Source organism: Streptomyces sp. NPDC007901 (genome assembly GCF_042959465.1).
In the GTDB taxonomy this organism is placed as follows: Bacteria; Actinomycetota; Actinomycetes; order Streptomycetales; family Streptomycetaceae; genus Streptomyces.
Genome location: NZ_JBIBKW010000004.1, coordinates 406,576 through 423,988, shown reverse-complemented (window position 1 = coordinate 423,988; position 17,413 = coordinate 406,576). Strand labels below are relative to the sequence as shown.

Here is a 17,413-nt window from a genome sequence, read left to right as displayed (position 1 = left end):
CGCGGGCCCTTCTTCGTACTCTGCCCCGTGGGCATGGCAGGCGCGACTCCGTGGCGCCCTGATTGCGGTATCTGGTGTGCCGAAAACGCCGCTCGTTTTCCGGTGGGTCGCCCGGACGGGACTTCCGGAGTGGCGCCGCATCCACGGTGCCCCTATATGTGGGGATGATCACCGTCCTCGCCACCATGCATTGGGGATGGATGGCGAGCGGTGACGGCTGTCGTCAATTCTCCGGAATGGCTGACGGCCGAGCGGCCCCGCTGCCTGTCGAGAACGAAGGTTCGGTGAATTCATGCTGAAAACCATGGAAGACACGATCAGTCATCATCTCACTCGGGCCGCGGAGAGGGCCCCTGCCGAAAATGCGTTTACCTTCGTGGACTTCAGTACCGTTCGCGAAGGAACCCCCGCCTCTCTGACGTGGCGCGAACTGGAGAAGAGGGTCCGTACCCTCGCGGCGGTATTGCGTCACGGCGGTGCGGTCGGCGAGCGGGTGGCCCTCGTGGGGCCGCAGAACCTGGACTACGTCGTCGGCTTCCTCGCGGCCACGTGCGCCGGTGCGATCGCCGTTCCCCTGTTCCCCCCGACTCTGCCGGGCCATGCGGAGAAACTGGCCGCCGCGCTCGCCGACGCCGACCCGGTGCTCGCTCTCACCAGCCCCGACTCGCTTCCGGCCGCGGAGAAGTTCTGCGCCAATCAGGACGGCCTCCGCGTGCGTGTGACCACCGAGGAGGACCTGCTCTCGAGTTCGACGGCGTGGGCCGAACCAGCGGACGGTGAATATTCTCATCCCCGCCCCGATGAGTGCGCCTACCTGCAGTACACCTCGGGCTCCACCCGCATGCCGTCCGGCGTGGAGATCACCCACGCCAACGTCTGCGCCAATGCACGCCAGGCGCAGAAGGCGTACGACATCCAAGCCGGGCGTAACTGCACCGTCGGCTGGCTCCCCCTGTACCACGACATGGGGCTCGTGCTGGCGATCGTGCTTCCCGTCGTCGGCAACGTCCACTCCGTGTTCATGGATCCGCTGGCCTTCGTCCAGCAGCCCGTCCGCTGGCTGCGACTGCTCAGCGAACACCCGCGTGCGCTCACCGCGGCCCCCAACTTCGCGTACGACTACTGTGTGCGCCGCGTCACCGAGGAGGAGCGCGCAACGCTGTCGCTGGGGTCGGTGGCCGCCATGATCAACGGCAGTGAACCCATCGCCGAGCAGACGCTCCAGCGGTTCCAGCAGGCCTTCGCCCCAGTCGGCGCGGTCCCCACCGCGATGCGTCCGTCCTACGGGCTGGCCGAGGCGACTGTGTTCGTATCTGCCTCATCGGCAGGTGAGGAACCGACCGTCACCTCCTTCGACCGCGACGCGCTGGCAGCCGGCACCGCCCGGCCGGCCGAGGGCACCGAGGAACAGGCAGTGAGCCGCCTGGTCGGCTGTGGACGGCCCACCGACCAGGAGGCCGCCATTGTCGACCCGGTCAGCCTCGTCCGGCTGGAGGACGGGTGTGTGGGCGAGATCTGGTTGAGCGGCCCCAACGTCGGACGCGGCTACTGGGGAAGGCCGGAACAGAGCGAGGCGACCTTCCGCGCCACCCTTCACGGTGACAACCCGGGCCAGGGAACGCAGCGCTGGTTGCGCACGGGAGACCTCGGGGTGTGGCACGACAACCACCTCTACATCACCGGTCGCCTCAAGGATCTCGTGATCATCGACGGGACCAATCACTATCCGCAGGACATCGAGCACACCGTCGAGAACGCCCACCCGGCGATCCGCCGTCATCACACCGCGACGTTCTCCGTCCCCACCGACGACGGGGAACGCCTGATCGTCGTAGCCGAGCACGCCCGTGACCTCGCGGAACCTCACAAGGTCCGGGACGAGGTGACACGCGCGGTACGTGCGGCGGTGTCCGCCGGTCACGCCATCTCCATGCGCGACTTCGTCCTCGCCCCACCCGGCACCGTACCGCACACCACCAGCGGGAAGGTCGCCCGCGGCGCCTGCCGCGAGCGTTACCTCCGGGGCACCTGGGCCTCCGAGACACTCGTAGAGAAAGAGACCAGCGTCGCATGAACCAGCCAGATGAACACGAGGAGGCGGTCGAGGACGACGCCGAGGCCACCACCTCCGTCACGGACGGCCGCTCCGCATCGGGCGCTGCCGAGCTGCGGAGTGCACTCGTGCAGTTGGTCTCAGACATCAGCGGTATCTCGCCGGAACAACTCGACGACGGCCGGCCGCTGGCGGAGTACGGTCTCACCTCCCGCGACGCCGTCGGACTGACCGGCGAGCTGGAGAAGATCCTGGACCGATCACTGGCCACCACGCTGCTGTGGGAGTACCCCACCATCGGACAACTCGTTGCCGCCCTGACGAACGCCGACCAGGCGGATGCCGTGCAGTCGGACCGGCAGCCCTGCACGCCCGATGAGGCGGCCGTCACCGCCCGCACTGACGACGGTGCCATCGCCGTCGTCGGCATCGGGTGCCGCCTGCCTGGCAACGTGCACGGGCCGGACGCGTTCTGGGACCAGCTGATGGCGGGAATGGACGCGATCGGGCAGGTGCCCGAGAAACGCTGGCCGGACTACGCCGGAACAGCGCCTGAGGCCACCGCCCTCATGGAATCCACCACACAGTGGGGTGGCTTTCTCGACGACATCGAAGGTTTTGACGCCAAGTTCTTCGGCATCACCCCGCACGAGGCCGAAGTCATGGATCCCCAGCAACGGCTGCTACTCGAAGTCGTCTGCGAAGCACTGGATCATGCGGGCGTACCCGCTCCCGCCCTGCAGAACACATCCACCGGCGTCTTCGTCGGTCTGAGCGCCCTCGAATACGGGCATCTGACCACCTCGGACCCCACACGACTCACCGCGTGGACCGGCACCGGAGCTGCCGGCAGCATCGCCGCCAACCGCGTGTCTTACCTGCTCGACCTGCGGGGCCCCAGCATCACCGTCGACACTGCCTGTTCGTCGTCCCTCGTGGCAGTGCACCTGGCTTGCCGCAGTCTGCGCAGTAGGGAGTGCCACACGGCGCTGGCCGCAGGCGTCAACGTCCTTCTGTCCCCGGCGGTCACGGCCACGTTCGACCAAGCCGGCGCACTGGCCGAGGACGGCAGGTGCAAACCCTTCGACGCCGCGGCGGACGGATTCACCCGCGGTGAGGGCTGCGGCGTCGTCGTGCTCAAGCGGCTCGCCGACGCCCGGCGCGACGGCGACAGGGTGCTCGCCGTCATCAGGGGCACCGCCGTGAACCAGGACGGCCGCTCGGCAGGTCTTATGGCACCCAACCCGGCGGCGCAGGAAGCGCTGCTGCGCGACGCCCTGCGCGACGCAAACATCAGCGCGACCGAAATCGATTACGTCGAGGCACACGGGACCGGCACCCTTCTGGGAGACCCCATTGAAGGGACCGCGCTCGGGGCAGTCGTCGGACGTGGCAGGCAGCCCGACCAGCCACTGCTGATCGGATCGGTCAAAAGCAATCTGGGCCATCTCGAAGGCGCGGCCGGCATTGTCGGCCTGATCAAGACAGCGCTGGCCCTGCACCACGGCCGCATCCCGGCCAGCCTGCACTTCCACAGCCCCAACCCACACATCGACTTCGCCGAGTTGGGCTTGCGTGTGGTCACCGAACCGACCGCATGGCCCACCGCCGGGGACCGCCTGGCGCGCGCCGGTGTGTCGGCCTTCGGCTTCGGCGGTACGAACGCTCACGCCGTACTGGAGCAGGCGTCCCCGACCGGCGCGCATCCCACGCACGCCGACGACGAAGAGTCCGGCGACCCGCACATCCTGGTGGTTTCAGCCCGTTCCTCGGACCGGCTCGCCGACACGGCCGCGAGTCTGTCGCAATGGGTTGCAGCCAACGACGCGCCCGCCCTCACCGACATCGCCCACACGCTCGCCTCGCACCGCCGTGGCCCGTCCTGCGCCGCCGTCGTCGCACGGACCCACTCCGACGCGGCTGCCGGGCTGGCCGCACTGGCCCAGGGCGAGACGGTACCCGGCGTGGTGCCCGCGTGCACGGACGCACGAGCGGCCCCGTCGTTCGCAGCGCAGCGACCGGTCTTCGTCTTCTCCGGCTACGGCTCACAGTGGGAAGGCATGGGGCGGAGCCTGTTGACCGACGATGCCGTCTTCGCCGCCCACGTATCCGAGCTCGACCCGCTCTTCCTTGCGGAGACCGGCTCCTCCCTTACCGACATGCTCATGGCCGATCTGACCAAGACAGCGGATCGGATCCAGCCGCTGATCTTCGGAATCCAGGTGGCCCTGGCGCGGACCATGCAGGCCCATGGCGTGGAACCCGCCGCCGTCATCGGACACTCGATGGGCGAGGTCGCAGCCGCCGTGGTCGTCGGTGCTCTCGACGACCGCGACGGAGTGCGCGTCATCGTCCGCCGGTCGGCCCACCTCGCCATCCTCGAAGCCACCCGGGCAGGGGCGATGGCCGCGGTGGAGCTGCCCGAAGAGTCCCGGACGGCCGTCGTCAGTCGCTTTCCCGGTGTCGAGGTCGCCGTTCACTCCTCGCCCCAACGCTGCACGGTGGCCGGCCCGGCCCAAGCGGTGCGCGACCTGGTGGACGAGCTGACCGATCAGGACCGGCTCGCCCGACTGTTCGAACTGGGCGGAGCCACCCATACTGCCTTGGTCGATCCCATCCTGGCGCCACTGAGTGAGGATCTTGCCGACCTGTGCCCGCGCCCACCGGCCACACCCTGGTACAGCACAGTCCTTGATGATCCCCGTGCAGACGCGGCAGCCGATGCGGGCTACTGGTGCGCCAACACCCGCCGCCCAGTGCTTCTGCAACAAGCGGTGACAGCGGCAGCCGAGGACGGTCACACCCTGTTCCTGGAAATTTCACCCCACCCCATCGTCGTCGTCCCCCTCGCGGAGAGCCTCGACACCACCCCGGCGGGGGACCAGGCGCTGGTCCTTCCGACCCTCCGCAAGAACACCGACGACACCGTCCAGGTACGAGTCGCGTTGGCACGGCTGCACTTCGCCGGCGTCCCGCTGAACCCCGGACTGTGGCCCGCCGGTGCACGCACTGCACTGCCCACGCCCGTGTGGCGGCATGAACGGTTCTGGTTCCCTCGCTCCGCCCGATCGACCGAAACCGGCGGTAATCCCCTGCTGGGGGTGCGCACCGACGACCCGAGAACCGGCGCCGTGCTGTGGCAGGGAGACGTCGGCTCGAACTGGCACGGCACTCGCGGCACGGTCCACGGCAGAGCGGTGCTGACCCTTGCCGAGGCCGCGGAGCTGATGATCGAAGCCGGCTTGGACCTCTGGGCCCGGGAGGGCATCACCCATCTCGGCATCGAGGATCTGCAGATCCACCGGTGGCTCGCGATCTCCAGCAGCACCCCCCTGACCACGGTGTGGGAACCGGACTCCGGCACACACGGAACCATCAGCCTCCACGCCCGTGGCGCCGAGACCGTTTGGCATTGCTACGCCTCGGCCCGTGTCACCCGCGCCCCGGGACCTCAGGACGAGGCTCACCCCGAGCAGGAATCGAAGCCAACACTCACCCGGCACTTCATCCCCGAGGACCCCAGGTCCCCTCACCGGCCGTCCTACGCACACGTCCTGACCGCCATGATGGAGGCGCAGAGCGCTGCGGATACGCCACCGGACGGGGACCGCACCGTCCAAGCCACCGCACATACCGTCCCGGTCGGCATAGGGTCCCTGCTCGTCAAGGGGCCGGGCATCCTTGACACCGGCTATGACATCAGTTGCACACCCGCCGACGGCGCCGACCCGACAGACGCGGACGTCGACCAGTGGCATGTCTCTGCACAGGGCGACACGAGCGAGATCGTCGCCCGGTTCGTTCAGCTGCGGCCCGTCGAGCGACACGAAGTGCCGCGGTCCCTCGAGACGTGCACGTACGACATCCAGTGGGAGAAGTCCACCGTTCCCCTGCCGTCGCTGGGTCTGCGGCGTGTCCTGCTCATCAGCGATGAATCGGACGCCACGGCCTCTCTCTTGGCAGCCCTGGAAGCCGGCGGTACCGACGTCACGGCGACGGACGCCCGGGACGGCGCCTGCGACGCCGTACTTGCCGCCTGGCTGGAGAGCCCACAGGACGGCCAGAGCGCGGTTGTCCTGTTCTTCCCACAGGAAGAACAGGACGACGACATGCGGTCACTGCACAGGGCGGCACAGTTGGCGCGTCGCCTGGCCAGTGCAACGCACCGGCAACCGCCACGCCTGTGGATGGTCACGGTGCTGGCACAGGCTACGGGGTCCGGGGAACCAGGGACGCCGTCTCTCGCCTGCCTTCGTGGACTCGTCCGGGTTCTTGCGCTCGAACACCCCCAGCTGCGGGCCTCGCTGGTAGACATCGACAAGCAGCCCGGAGCAATCGACGACCTTGCCCGCGAACTCCTCGCGGGCAGCGACGCGGACGAGATCGCGTGGAGGGCCGGCACGCGCCTCACCGCGCATCTCGCCCGCGCCGAGCTCAGCGCACAGCGCAACGACACCGTGGCTTTCACCCGCCCCGACGGCGCATACGTCATCACCGGGGGCCTGACGGGACTGGGCCTGGCTACAGCGAGTCGGCTCGCCGAGCAGGGCGCCGGGCGCATCGTCCTCAACGGACGCCGTGCCCCGGGACCCGAGGCTCAGGCCGTCCTGGCCGAACTGCAGGAACGGGGGACATCCGTCGCGGTGGTCCAAGGGGACATCGCGGACCTCGACGTGGCCGCGGACCTGGTGCGCGCCGCGCTCGCCGACGGCCACACGCTGCGTGGCATCGCGCATTGCGCCGGCGTCCTGCACGACGGCGTGATCACCGACCTGGAACCGGCGGATATCGACACGGTGCTGCGGCCGAAGGCCGTAGGAGCCCAGAACCTTGAGGCGGCTATCGCCGACCTCGATCTGGACTGGTGGGTGATCTACAGTTCCGCCGCGGCACTGCTCGGCTCACCCGGACAGTCCGCCTATGCGGCTGCCAACGCCTGGCTCGATGCCGTGGCCCACCGCCGCAGAGCCAGCGGCCTGCCCGCCACCTCCATTGCGTGGGGCCCCTGGGAGAACGTCGGCATGACCGTCGGGAACCAGGCGCTGGCGTTGGAGCCCATCCAGGTGAGCGAGGGAATGGACGTGCTGCAGGCACTGGTCACCCTCGACTGTGCGCACGTGGGCGTCGTCCACCTCGACGCGGAGCGCGTGCTGGAGGCGTTCCCCGGCCTGTCCGCCATTCCCTTCTTCTCCGACGTCCTCGAAAACGGTTCAACCGGCCCCGACGACTGGGTTGGCCCCCACGGTATCGGGGCTCTCGGCAGCTCCGCCGCGGACACGGTCTACACACGCCTGGTCAGAAGAACGGCGGCCATCATGGGATTCGCGGCCGCCGAACTCGGCGAGACGGTCCCGCTGACCGACCTGGGCCTGGACTCCCTGGTGGCGGTACGCGTCCAGAACACGATCCGCCAGGACTTCGGCGTCGACGTGTCCGCCTCCCAGCTCCTGCGCGGCGCCAGCCTGCGTGAAATCGGACACGCGGTACTCGAACAACTTGGGCTGGACACCACGGAGTCGGCGGCCGGTTCCCAGCCGACGGCATCCGAGGACAATTGCCGGGCCGAGCCGTCCCCACTCACGCTGCCGAGTGTCCTCAACCCCAGGGACGCTGCGGAGCGGCTGGTCGCGAGCTCCTGGGCCGAAGTCCTGCAGCAAGGGCCGAGGGACGTCCGGGAGGACTTCATCACCGCCGGCGGAGACCACGACGCTGCCGCAGCCATGGCAGACGTCATTCGTCGGCGCCTCGGCGACGACATCGAGTTGAGCCTGACGGCCGCCGCCATCCTTGCCCAGCGCACCGTCGCAGCAGTCGCCGAACTGATCCGGCCCGTCGTCAACCGAACCGGGGGGTCGGCACTCACCACCCTGCGCCCTCCCCTCCCCGGGTCGGAACGGCCTCCGCTGTTCACCTTCCACCCCGCCGGTGGCCCGACCTCCGTCTACCTGCCACTGACGGGGTTGCTGCCAGCCGAGCAGCCCGTGTACGGCCTGGAACGCGTCGACGAGCTGAGCACCATGGAGGAGAAGGCGGCCCGCTACCGCACACTCATCCGTGACATCCAGCCGGAAGGGCCCTACCACCTGCTCGGCTGGTCCTTCGGAGGGTGTCTCGCCTACGAAGTGGCGCTTCAACTGAGGGAAAAGGGACAGGACATCGGGTCTCTCGGGCTGATCGACACCATCCTGCCCCCCGTCCTGCCGGAACCGGAATCACGGGAGTTCCTGCTCGAGCGTTTCGGTCGTTTCGCCGAATACATCGAGAAGACGTACGGGCACCGCCTCGACTTGCCCTACGAAGAGCTGGCGGCCACCCCGGACGATCAGCAGATCGACGTTGTCATGCGTCTGGTCGCCGAGGCGGGACTCGACATGAGCCCAGGGATCATGGAGCACCAACGGACCTCGTACATCGACGCCCGCGTCGGCGAACGATACGTCCCCCGCCCTCAGGAGGGCCACGTAGTGCTCTATCGCGCCAAGCAGCCGCAACAGCTCACCGCCGCTTTGGACCCGCGCTACCTCCGACAGGACGCCGACCTCGGGTGGGCGCCCCTGTGCCCCCTCCTCGAGATCGTCCCGGTCGACGGTGACCATCTGTCCGTCATCGACCCCCCGCACGTCCAGACCATCGCGCAGCACGTCACCCGGGCCATGGGGTGGCCCACCCAGTGATCGGCGCACCGCGCCTGTTCCGCAGCCTCACTTGTGGAACAGGCGCAACCGCTTGTCACCCGCCAGAGCATGGCCTGCGAGCGAGTGATGTTGTGCCCGGTACCCCGAGAGCACTGATCGGCTGTACGGGCCATTCGCCCTCCGTTGGCCGGGGTGTCTGCTGGTTGTGATCAGCATATTTAGTCATGATCCCACCCGTGTGGGTCACTCTCCTGAAGTACGCGAAAAAGAATCTGGTCTGCCTCGGGCTCGCCGCGGCTCTTCTCTCGACCGAGGCGCACGCGGCCGAGTGGAAACCGGACGCCTCGCCCCGGCCTCACCATGCGGAGGCTCGTGTCACTGACGTGAAGGTCCTTGACAACCGGATGCGCGATCTCATGGTCAGTTCTCCGGCGATGGGAATGTCCATCCCGGTCCGCGTCATTCTTCCCGCGCACTGGAGAGAAAAGCCGGAAAGCACCTTTCCAGTTGTCTACATGTTCCACGGCGGCGACGACGACTACACGTCCTGGACACGCGAGACAGACGTGGAAGCGTTGGCGAAAGACTCTGACGTGCTGGTCGTCATGCCGGACGCCGGAAGGAATGGTTACTACAGTGACTGGTTCGCCGGTGCCCCCCGCTGGGAAACCTTTCACACCCGCGAACTCGTGCGGCTCATGGAGGAGAATTTCCGTGCGAGCCACTCACGAGCCGTCGTGGGACTGTCCATGGGAGGCTTCGGCGCACTCAACTACGCGGCGCACAACCGGGGGATGTTCCGTTACGTGGCCTCCATGAGCTCTTACGTGGATCTGAACGACCCTACCGTGCGCCTGGAACTCGCCCTTGGTACCGGGAAGGAGGGGATCGACATCAAAGATGTCTGGGGCGACCCGGTGAAGAACGACGAAGTCTGGCAAGCTCACACCCCTGCTGCAATGCCGCGTGCCTTCCGCGGAATGCACGTCCATCTCTCCGCGGGCAGCGGCCAGCCCGGACCGCTGGACACGGGACGCCCCTCCGATGTTGTGCTGGTGAGCGTGCTGGGCGAGGCACCGCTGCCGGGGCAGATCGCAAGATTCGCGCGGTCGCTCCGCTCCGAGGGCGTCGACGTCACGACGCATCTGTACACACCGGGGACGCATTCCTGGCCGTACTGGCAGGCGGAGTTGCACAGCATCTGGCCGTCGGTCATGAAGTCGATCGGGGAGTGATTTCATGCGGACAGTGGTGATTTTCGCCGCGGGTTCCCGCGGCGACGTCCAGCCCTGCCTGGCCCTGGGGCGAGCACTGCTTCGTCGGGGCGACACGGTGAGGATCCTGGCCAGCCTCCGCTATCGGCGTCTGATCGCCGAGGCGGGCCTGGATCTTCATCCCCTTCCGGTCGACCCGGTGGAGATCATCGAGTCGGCCGAGGGGCAGGAACTCCTCGCCGGGCGAAGGAATCCGGTGGCGTTCATCCGTCGTATGGACCGGGTCCTACGCCCCCGCATGATGTCGATGCTTGAGGAGACGCAGGTCGGCGCGAAGGGAGCTGACCTGGTTCTGGCACCGACCTTCAGCTTCCTCGGTCTTCACCTGAGCGAGTACCTCCAGGTCCCGCACGCCGTCATTCACTTCCAGCCGAGCCAGCCCACGAAGGTCTTCCCGCACCCGTTCGCGCCGGCTGCCCGGATACTGGGCGGCGTGGGCAACCGGCTCAGTTTCGGTGCCGTCGACCTCGGGTCCTGGATGGTGTTCCGGCGATTCGTCAACGCATGGCGCCGGGAGAGTCTGGGCCTCCTAGAGCTGTCCCGGTCGGCCCCCTTCCGGCCGGTGCGCCAAGCCCCCGTGCTGTGTGCGTTCAGCCCCACTGTCGTGCCGCGGCCGTCCGACTGGGGACGGAACGTCCACGTCACCGGCTTCTGGCACCATGAGCAGCCACTGTGGACCCCCCCGCGGCGACTGCTTGCCTTCCTGTCCGACGGCCCTCCGCCCGTCTACGTCGGATTCGGCAGCATGAAAACCGGCGACCCCGAGGCGACCGACGCCCTCGTACGGACGGCCCTGCGTCGGGCGAACCTGCGCGGAGTGCTGCCGGGGGACCCCGCCACCAGCGAGGACGACATCCTCGTGGTCGGCGACACCCCCCACGACTGGCTGTTTCCCAGGATGGCCGCTGTCGTCCACCACGGCGGAGCCGGCACAACGGCCTCGGCACTGCGCGCCGGAAGACCCTCCCTGATCTGCCCGTTCTTCGGAGACCAGCCCTACTGGGCCGCACGGGTGCACGAACTCGGCGCAGGGCCCGCGCCTCTGCCGATTCGTAAGCTCACCGTTGCCGCCCTCGTCGATCGCCTGCACGCCCTCACCCGGCATGCCCCCTACACCGAGACCGCTCTCGGGCTCGGCCGGGCCCTGGCAGCCGAGGACGGCGTTGGCCAGGCTTGTCAGGTCTTGGACAGGCTAGGAGTCGGCTCTGCGTGATCACAGCTGATCAAGACGTCCTGGAACGTTGCCGGTACCGGGCTTGAGAGCTTGCACAGTTCTCGCCCGCTGACCTCGACGTCGATGTCCTCGCGCGTGATGCCGGGCAGTTCACCCCGGCCGCGAGGCGTCGTACGTTTCGCGCAGGTCGACCAGGGGCGAGGAGGCCCTGACGGAGGGCGCGGCACCGGCAGCCTGAGAAACCGGTTCCTCCGCTTGAAGAAGGTCGTCGAACTCGGCGGCGATCGGCCCGACTCAGGCCAGGAAGGGGAACGCTCGTTCCGTGAGATGGCCGGACTGGTGATGTGCGAGGAGAGTCATTACGGTTCACCTCCGCGAAACGATGACATTCGGTCCATTTCTACGCTGTGGGTATTCGTGACGGCCTGTGAATCGGGCCAGCCGATGCCTGGCTCCAGGCCCCGCGCGGACCACGGACTTGTCTGATCAGCGGCGCATCTGACCCCTTCGGGCGGATCCGCTCCACTGCCCTCGTGCCTGATCCGCGGGTGCTCGCTGTTCCCGGCAGGATGGCAGGCATGAGTCATTGGGTGTACGAGTTCTCGGGTTTCGCCGACTCGGGGGATTACCTGCAGATCGCGGATGATGAAGGGCCGGGAGATGTGGTGCTGCGTGAACGCCCCGGCGGTCTTGGCATCGTGGACGGGTTCGTGTGTGAGAGGGTCGACGACGTGATGATGGTGGCCCGCTTCCGTTGGGTGGCCAGTGGAGACCCGTCCGTGGTGAGACCGGCTGTACTACGGGCAGCCGGACCTTTGCCTCGCGCGCGGCGGACTGCGCGGCCGGTGCCTACGGGTAGCGAGCTGGATACCGGCAAGTCCGCTTGAGGGATGTCCGGAGCCTGCTTTGAGACTACCGTCGTGGCTGTGCGCGACGACCGTCGCGCACAGCCTTGCTCATACTCCTCTGCGGCGGGTTCTTCTGTTTCCGTCGCCTCTACCTCGGGGATCGGCTCTTCGCCCTCTACAGGGACGGGCTTGGTCGTGGCCGCCGTTTGTAACTGTGTCTCCCTAGCGCGGGGGCCATCCACCACACACCACGCCCCGGTCCGGACGCACTCCAAGATCACCGCCTGCCTTCACAGCCGACGCTCGACAGCGGAGGCCTCGATGCCGATCCGGTGGTGATCACCGACTACAGTCCGGACGGAACCGTCCATGGCATGAGGCAGAAACTGTCCCATAGGCCCTTGCCGCAGTACGGGCGCCGGTCGAGCATGGTCTCGCTTGCCTGAAGAACTGGCGCATCCTTGGCAAGGTACGTACCGACCCGAAGCGGGCGACTGCCTGGGTGAGGGCTCTGCTGGTCAGGCTGTCGCGCTCGCCGTCATCGACCTCGACCTGCCGGCCCCGGTCGCGCACCGCGGTCTCGGTCAGGTCGAAGTCCTTGGCGACCTGACCAACTGAGCGGTTACCGCGTGGGCAACAGCTCGACGATCTCGGCCTTGAACTCTGGTGTGAATAACCGGCGAGGGCGCGGCGTCTTGTTCCCCACGCTCCCCATGATGGACATAATCCTTACTGTGGCCGAGACTCTTGATCTTCGATGTCCGCAGTGGATCAAGGCCGTCACCTTTCCCTTCCCGTAAGGGAGACAGTGGCCCAGATCGTACGGGTCCCGTCGTCGGCTAGTGTCTTGTGATTCTGTTTGTGGAACCTGGGGCGTCTGTGATCGTTGAGTCTGTGTAGGCTCCCACTTCGCATGTCCCTTTCTCATTGACGATGGCCTTTGTCCGGCCCAAGGGACAGAGCGATGGGACGCACTCTGTTTTGATCGTTTACGTGTCAGGACCACGAGACACTAGGTTCTCCGATTCGTGTCTTGGCCGTTTGCTCGGGCGGGGCCTATGCAGCCGTGAAGCCAACTTCGCTGTCAGTGGCCAGACTTCGGTGGGAGGGCTCGATCAAGGAAGTCCAGCCGCACTTGGCGAGGCAGCCGACTGTCCAGGCCGAGGGCCGTACGGATGGAGGCGGCGCTGACGTCACGTGGGATGTCCAGCCGGCGCTCGGCGTCCCCGATGATCTCGCCGATGACATGGTGGGCAGCTTGAGGATGGTGCCCGATAAGCCAGTCCAATGTCTTTGCCACGGGCGTCGCGATGCCGTAGAAGGGTGAATCCTTACCGTCGGTGGCTTTGTCGAGTTCCTGGCCTGAGGCGAACTCGTCGAGGATGGCGTGCCGGATGGTGGCGGCCAGGTCGTACGGGTTGATGATGCTGTTGGTGTCGGCGGCGACGCTCCAGGCGAGTTCATCGGAAACCTCCTGAACGGCGGCTTCGTTGCGGTGGCGCATGGCCCAGCGCTTGCGCCAGTCGGGCCGCTCCCACAGGACACCGAAGAACCGGCGGGCCAATCGCTGACGCAACTCAGCGGCTCCCACCGGCAGCCCGGTGTCGTCACTGGAGCTAAGTGTGGCGGCGGCGCTTTCGGGTGAACGGCGGCGTTGTTCAGCCCAGTCCTGGGCCACTGGGCGGGCCCAGAGATTACGGCCGTTGACCGTGGCCTGGGGCGGAGGGACGTCGCTTTCGCCGCGGGAGATGTAGGCCCGCAGGGTGGAGGCGGCGATCCCGCCGATCTCAGCCATCTCGGGTACACCGATGAGTTGATCCGCGGCAAGTTCGGGCGCGGACACGCGTACCACGCACCGGGGCAGTGGCAGAGCGTCGTCGGGGCGCTGTGAGGCCCACAGGGCGAGATGGTCGTTCCACTGGTCGGGGAGAGGGGCGTCGAGATCGAGGTTCGCCACTTTCAAGATGCGCCCCCCGGTGGGATGGGCGTTGTCGTCGAGGAGGCCGTCAGCGGTGATGGTGATGGCGGCTTTGGCCGGGCGCCGGTCGTAGTGCTCACTGGCGGCGTCCCAGACTTGTTCGGGGCGGTACCAACTGGTTCCGTCCCACCAGTAACCGCCCTGGCGGAAAAGGAGCTGGGGCCCCACCAGTTGCTGTGCCAGGGCGAGGCGTCCTTGTCGTGGATCAAGAGGACTGTGCGGCCGTGCACGGGATGGTGGCGGATGACCCAGGCCAGGTCTTGGCGGATCGGGTCGGTGGTGAACGCGAGCCATGCACCTTCGGCTGATCCGTCCCTGTCCCGGCGTCCCCAGGTGCCGCCTTCTTCGTGGCGGCCGATGGCCTCTACAGCAGCAGGATCCCCGACGGGGATGTGGGTGTCGTCCACGACCGGCAAACCAGGTACGGGGTGATCGGTGTGCAGACCATTTCCGATGGGCTGAAGGCGATGCATCGTGCTGTACCCCTTCGGTCTCAAGTGCTGTAGATGCTTACAGCGCTTTTGCCAGAAACATCGCGGGCAGTGCAGTCGCTGCTGCTCAGGCGATGTGGCGGGGGTGGCACGGGAGGCGACCGGCCCCGCAGGGCCTTGCTCTAGCGCGACGGGGACAGTCACCGCCGGGAAGGGTCGCCCAGCTTCCGAATGGGCCCCGGCGGGAGGGGTATGTGCCGCCGGGACCTGCTTGACGCCTGGCTCGATGAACAGCAGCAGGCGGAGTCACGGTGGACCCCGGCACTCAACCCGCTGAACAAGGTGCCACAGCAACCCGGTGGTCGGCTGCCCCGCGGCCCCGTGCGAGGCTCGCAAGCGCTGGAAGGGCTGCTCCGAACCAGGGACTTTTCAGGGACTTTCAGCTCTGTCTCCGGGACTTTCCAGGGATTTTCCACTGAGTAAGCGGGAAAGGCCCTGACAGTTTCGAAAGACGCAAAGCCCCAGATCAGGGCATGTTTGATGTCGGTCGATGCTGCTCACCAGGCCGTGTCCCCATGCAGTCCGCGTGGGCTGGGCGAGGAGGCATGGATGAGGGCCTGGCGGGCGCCGCGAGAGGCGCCCCACGGCAGCGCCGCCGAGGGCGCTGCTCCGGGTGAACTCGCCCTTGAACAGCGCCACTTGGCGGTGTTGCCGCACTCGCTAGTACGTGTAGAAGCCCGAGCCGGTCTTCCGGCCCAGCCGGCCCGCCTCGACCATGCGCTGGAGCAGCGGGGGAGCGGCGTACAGCGGCTCCTTGAACTCGGCGTACATGCTGTTCGCGATGGACACGACGGTGTCCAGGCCGATCAGGTCGGACAGCTTCAGCGGGCCCATCGGGTGTGCGCAGCCCAGCTCCATACCGTTGTCGATGTCCTCGCGGCTCGCGATGCCGGACTCGAACATCCGGATGGACGAGAGCAGGTAGGGCACCAGCAGCGCGTTGACCACGAAGCCGGAGCGGTCCTGGGCGCGGATCGCGTGCTTGCCGAGCACCTTCTCGGCGAAGACCTGGGCGCGGCTGATCGTGCCCTCGGAGGTGGTGAGCGCCGGGATCAGCTCGACCAGCTTCTGCACCGGGGCCGGGTTGAAGAAGTGGATGCCGATCACGTGGTCGGGGCGGGAGGTCGCGACCGCCAGCTTCACCAGCGGGATCGAGGAGGTGTTGGAGGCCAGGATCGCGTCCGGGCGGGTCACCACCTGGTCGAGCACCTGGAAGATCTCCGTCTTCACCTGCTCGTTCTCGACGACGGCCTCGATCACCAGGTCGCGGTCGGCGAACTCGCCGAGGTCCGTGGTGAAGCTCAGCCGCGCCAGCGTGGCGTCCCGCTCCTCCTCGCTGATCTTGCCGCGCTCGGCGGCCTTGGCCAGGGAGTTGAGCAGCCGGGTACGGCCGATCTCGAGGGCCTCGCCGGTGGTCTCGGCGACCCTCACGTCCAGACCGGCACGGGCGGCGACCTCGGCGATGCCCGCTCCCATCTGGCCGCAGCCCACGACTCCGACCTTCTCGATGTCGGTCACATCGTCCCCTTCGCTGATCTACGGGCGGTCGGCAGGACCTCCGGATCCGGTGCCTGCTTCCGTTCGTGCTCCGTTCGTGCACGTTACCCGTAAGTATCGATGATCGATCGTCCGGGTGGGGGCATCCTGTGGCGCGGAGGCGATCCGTGATCGCACGGGTCCGGAGAGTGAGAGGGTCTCACCATGGCACGAGTGTCTCGCAGGGCGTTCGCGCTGGCGGCGCTGTCCACGCTGACGCTGGCGACCCCGGGATCGGCGGCCCCCTCCGGACGGCCGCCCCGGACGGGTCGGCCGCGCCGGGCAGCCGCCGAGATGCGGGGCATGTGGCTGGCGACCGTCTCCAACCGCGACTGGCCCTCCCGCACCGGGCTCTCAGCGTCCGACCAGCGCAAGGAGCTGACCGCCTTCCTCGACAAGGCGGTCCACTACCGGCTCAACACGGTGATGTTCCAGGTACGGCCGACCGCCGACGCCTTCTGGCCCTCGCCGTACGAGCCCTGGTCCCAGTACCTCACCGGCACCCAGGGCAAGAACCCCGGCTGGGACCCGCTGGGCGTCGCCGTCGAGGAGGCCCACGCCCGGGGCCTGCAACTGCACGCCTGGTTCAACCCGTACCGGATCGCCAACAACACCGACCCGGGCAAGCTGGTCTCCTCGCACCCCGCCCGCAAGCACCCGGACTGGGTGGTGCCGTACGGCGGCAAGCTCTACTACAACCCGGGCATCCCGGCCGTCCGCACCTTCGTGGAGCAGGCGATCCTGGACGCGGTCACCAAGTACCCCGTGGACGCCGTCCACTTCGACGACTACTTCTACCCGTACCCCGTGGCCGGCCAGACCTTCGACGACGACGAGGCCTACGACGCCCACGGCGGCGAATTCTCCTCACGGGCGGCCTGGCGGCGGGACAACATCGACAAGCTGGTGACCGAGATCGCGGCCGGGATCAAGGAGCTGCGGCCCGGCACCCGGTTCGGGATCAGCCCGTTCGCGGTGTGGCGCAACGCCACCACCGACTCCCGGGGCTCGGACACCAAGGCGGGCGTCGAGACGTACGACGACCTGTACGCGGACACCCGCAAGTGGGTCCAGGAGAACTGGATCGACTACATCGTCCCGCAGGTGTACTGGCAGATCGGCAACTCCGCCGCCGACTACGCCAAGGTGGTCGACTGGTGGGCGGGCGTGGCCAAGGGGAGCGGGACGCGGCTCTACATCGGCGAGGCGCTGTACCAGGCGGGGGCGGCGGGCGCCGCCTCGGCCTGGCAGGACCCGGCCGAGCTGTCCCGGCATCTGACCCTGGCCGCCCAGTACCCGCAGGTCGGCGGGCATGTGTACTTCGCGGCGAAGGACGTCGCCGCCGACCCGATCGGGGCCATGTCGCGGGTGGTCGCCGACCACTACCCGCAGCCGGCGCTTCCGCCGGGCTGACCTGCGCGCGG

At 67.8% G+C, this 17,413-nt stretch carries 8 protein-coding genes; 6 read left to right on the top strand and 2 right to left on the bottom strand.

The window, feature by feature from the left end; all coding sequences use genetic code 11:
• Window positions 1-292: 292 nt before the first annotated feature.
• The 5 genes from ACFZDK_RS16560 (at window position 293) to ACFZDK_RS16540 (ending at window position 12,602) form a co-directional block, all read left to right on the top strand.
• A complete protein-coding gene (locus tag ACFZDK_RS16560) occupies window positions 293-2,074 on the top strand; it encodes an AMP-binding protein (RefSeq protein ID WP_390973069.1) in 1,782 nt (593 codons plus the stop codon).
• Complete coding sequence (locus ACFZDK_RS16555; protein WP_390973067.1) at window positions 2,071-8,727, top strand: SDR family NAD(P)-dependent oxidoreductase; 6,657 nt, start codon at window positions 2,071-2,073, stop codon at window positions 8,725-8,727. Before ACFZDK_RS16560 ends, ACFZDK_RS16555 begins: the two co-directional genes overlap by 4 nt.
• A gap of 197 nt (window positions 8,728-8,924) precedes the next feature.
• Window positions 8,925-9,923 (top strand): alpha/beta hydrolase-fold protein, encoded by a 999-nt coding sequence (locus tag ACFZDK_RS16550; RefSeq protein WP_390973065.1) that lies wholly within the window; start codon window positions 8,925-8,927, stop codon window positions 9,921-9,923.
• A gap of 4 nt (window positions 9,924-9,927) precedes the next feature.
• Window positions 9,928-11,175 (top strand): nucleotide disphospho-sugar-binding domain-containing protein, encoded by a 1,248-nt coding sequence (locus ACFZDK_RS16545; RefSeq protein WP_390973063.1) that lies wholly within the window; start codon window positions 9,928-9,930, stop codon window positions 11,173-11,175.
• A 1,247-nt stretch (window positions 11,176-12,422) separates the two neighbouring features.
• Window positions 12,423-12,602, top strand: a complete 180-nt coding sequence (locus ACFZDK_RS16540; protein WP_390973061.1) for a hypothetical protein — start codon at window positions 12,423-12,425, stop codon at window positions 12,600-12,602.
• A gap of 466 nt (window positions 12,603-13,068) precedes the next feature.
• Here ACFZDK_RS16540 and ACFZDK_RS16535 read toward each other — a convergent pair whose 3' ends face one another.
• Together ACFZDK_RS16535 and ACFZDK_RS16530 are read right to left on the bottom strand one after the other, a co-directional pair.
• A complete protein-coding gene (locus ACFZDK_RS16535) occupies window positions 13,069-14,130 on the bottom strand; it encodes a hypothetical protein (protein ID WP_390973059.1) in 1,062 nt (353 codons plus the stop codon).
• Window positions 14,131-15,113: 983 nt separating this feature from the next.
• Window positions 15,114-15,971, bottom strand: a complete 858-nt coding sequence (locus ACFZDK_RS16530; RefSeq protein ID WP_390973058.1) for a 3-hydroxybutyryl-CoA dehydrogenase — start codon at window positions 15,969-15,971, stop codon at window positions 15,114-15,116.
• Between the two features lie 183 nt (window positions 15,972-16,154).
• Here ACFZDK_RS16530 and ACFZDK_RS16525 point away from each other — a divergent pair, with 183 nt between their 5' ends.
• Window positions 16,155-17,402: a family 10 glycosylhydrolase gene (locus ACFZDK_RS16525; protein WP_390973056.1), complete on the top strand. Its 1,248-nt coding sequence runs from the start codon at window positions 16,155-16,157 to the stop codon at window positions 17,400-17,402.
• The last annotated feature ends 11 nt before the right edge of the window (window positions 17,403-17,413 follow it).

What these genes read in the sequence shown, in the direction of transcription:
- ACFZDK_RS16560 (WP_390973069.1), top strand. Translation starts at nt 293, where the DNA reads ATGCTGAAAACCATGGAAGACACGATCAGTCATCATCTCACTCGGGCC.
- ACFZDK_RS16555 (WP_390973067.1), top strand. Translation starts at nt 2,071, where the DNA reads ATGAACCAGCCAGATGAACACGAGGAGGCGGTCGAGGACGACGCCGAG.
- ACFZDK_RS16545 (WP_390973063.1), top strand. Translation starts at nt 9,928, where the DNA reads ATGCGGACAGTGGTGATTTTCGCCGCGGGTTCCCGCGGCGACGTCCAG.
- ACFZDK_RS16525 (WP_390973056.1), top strand. Translation starts at nt 16,155, where the DNA reads ATGGCACGAGTGTCTCGCAGGGCGTTCGCGCTGGCGGCGCTGTCCACG.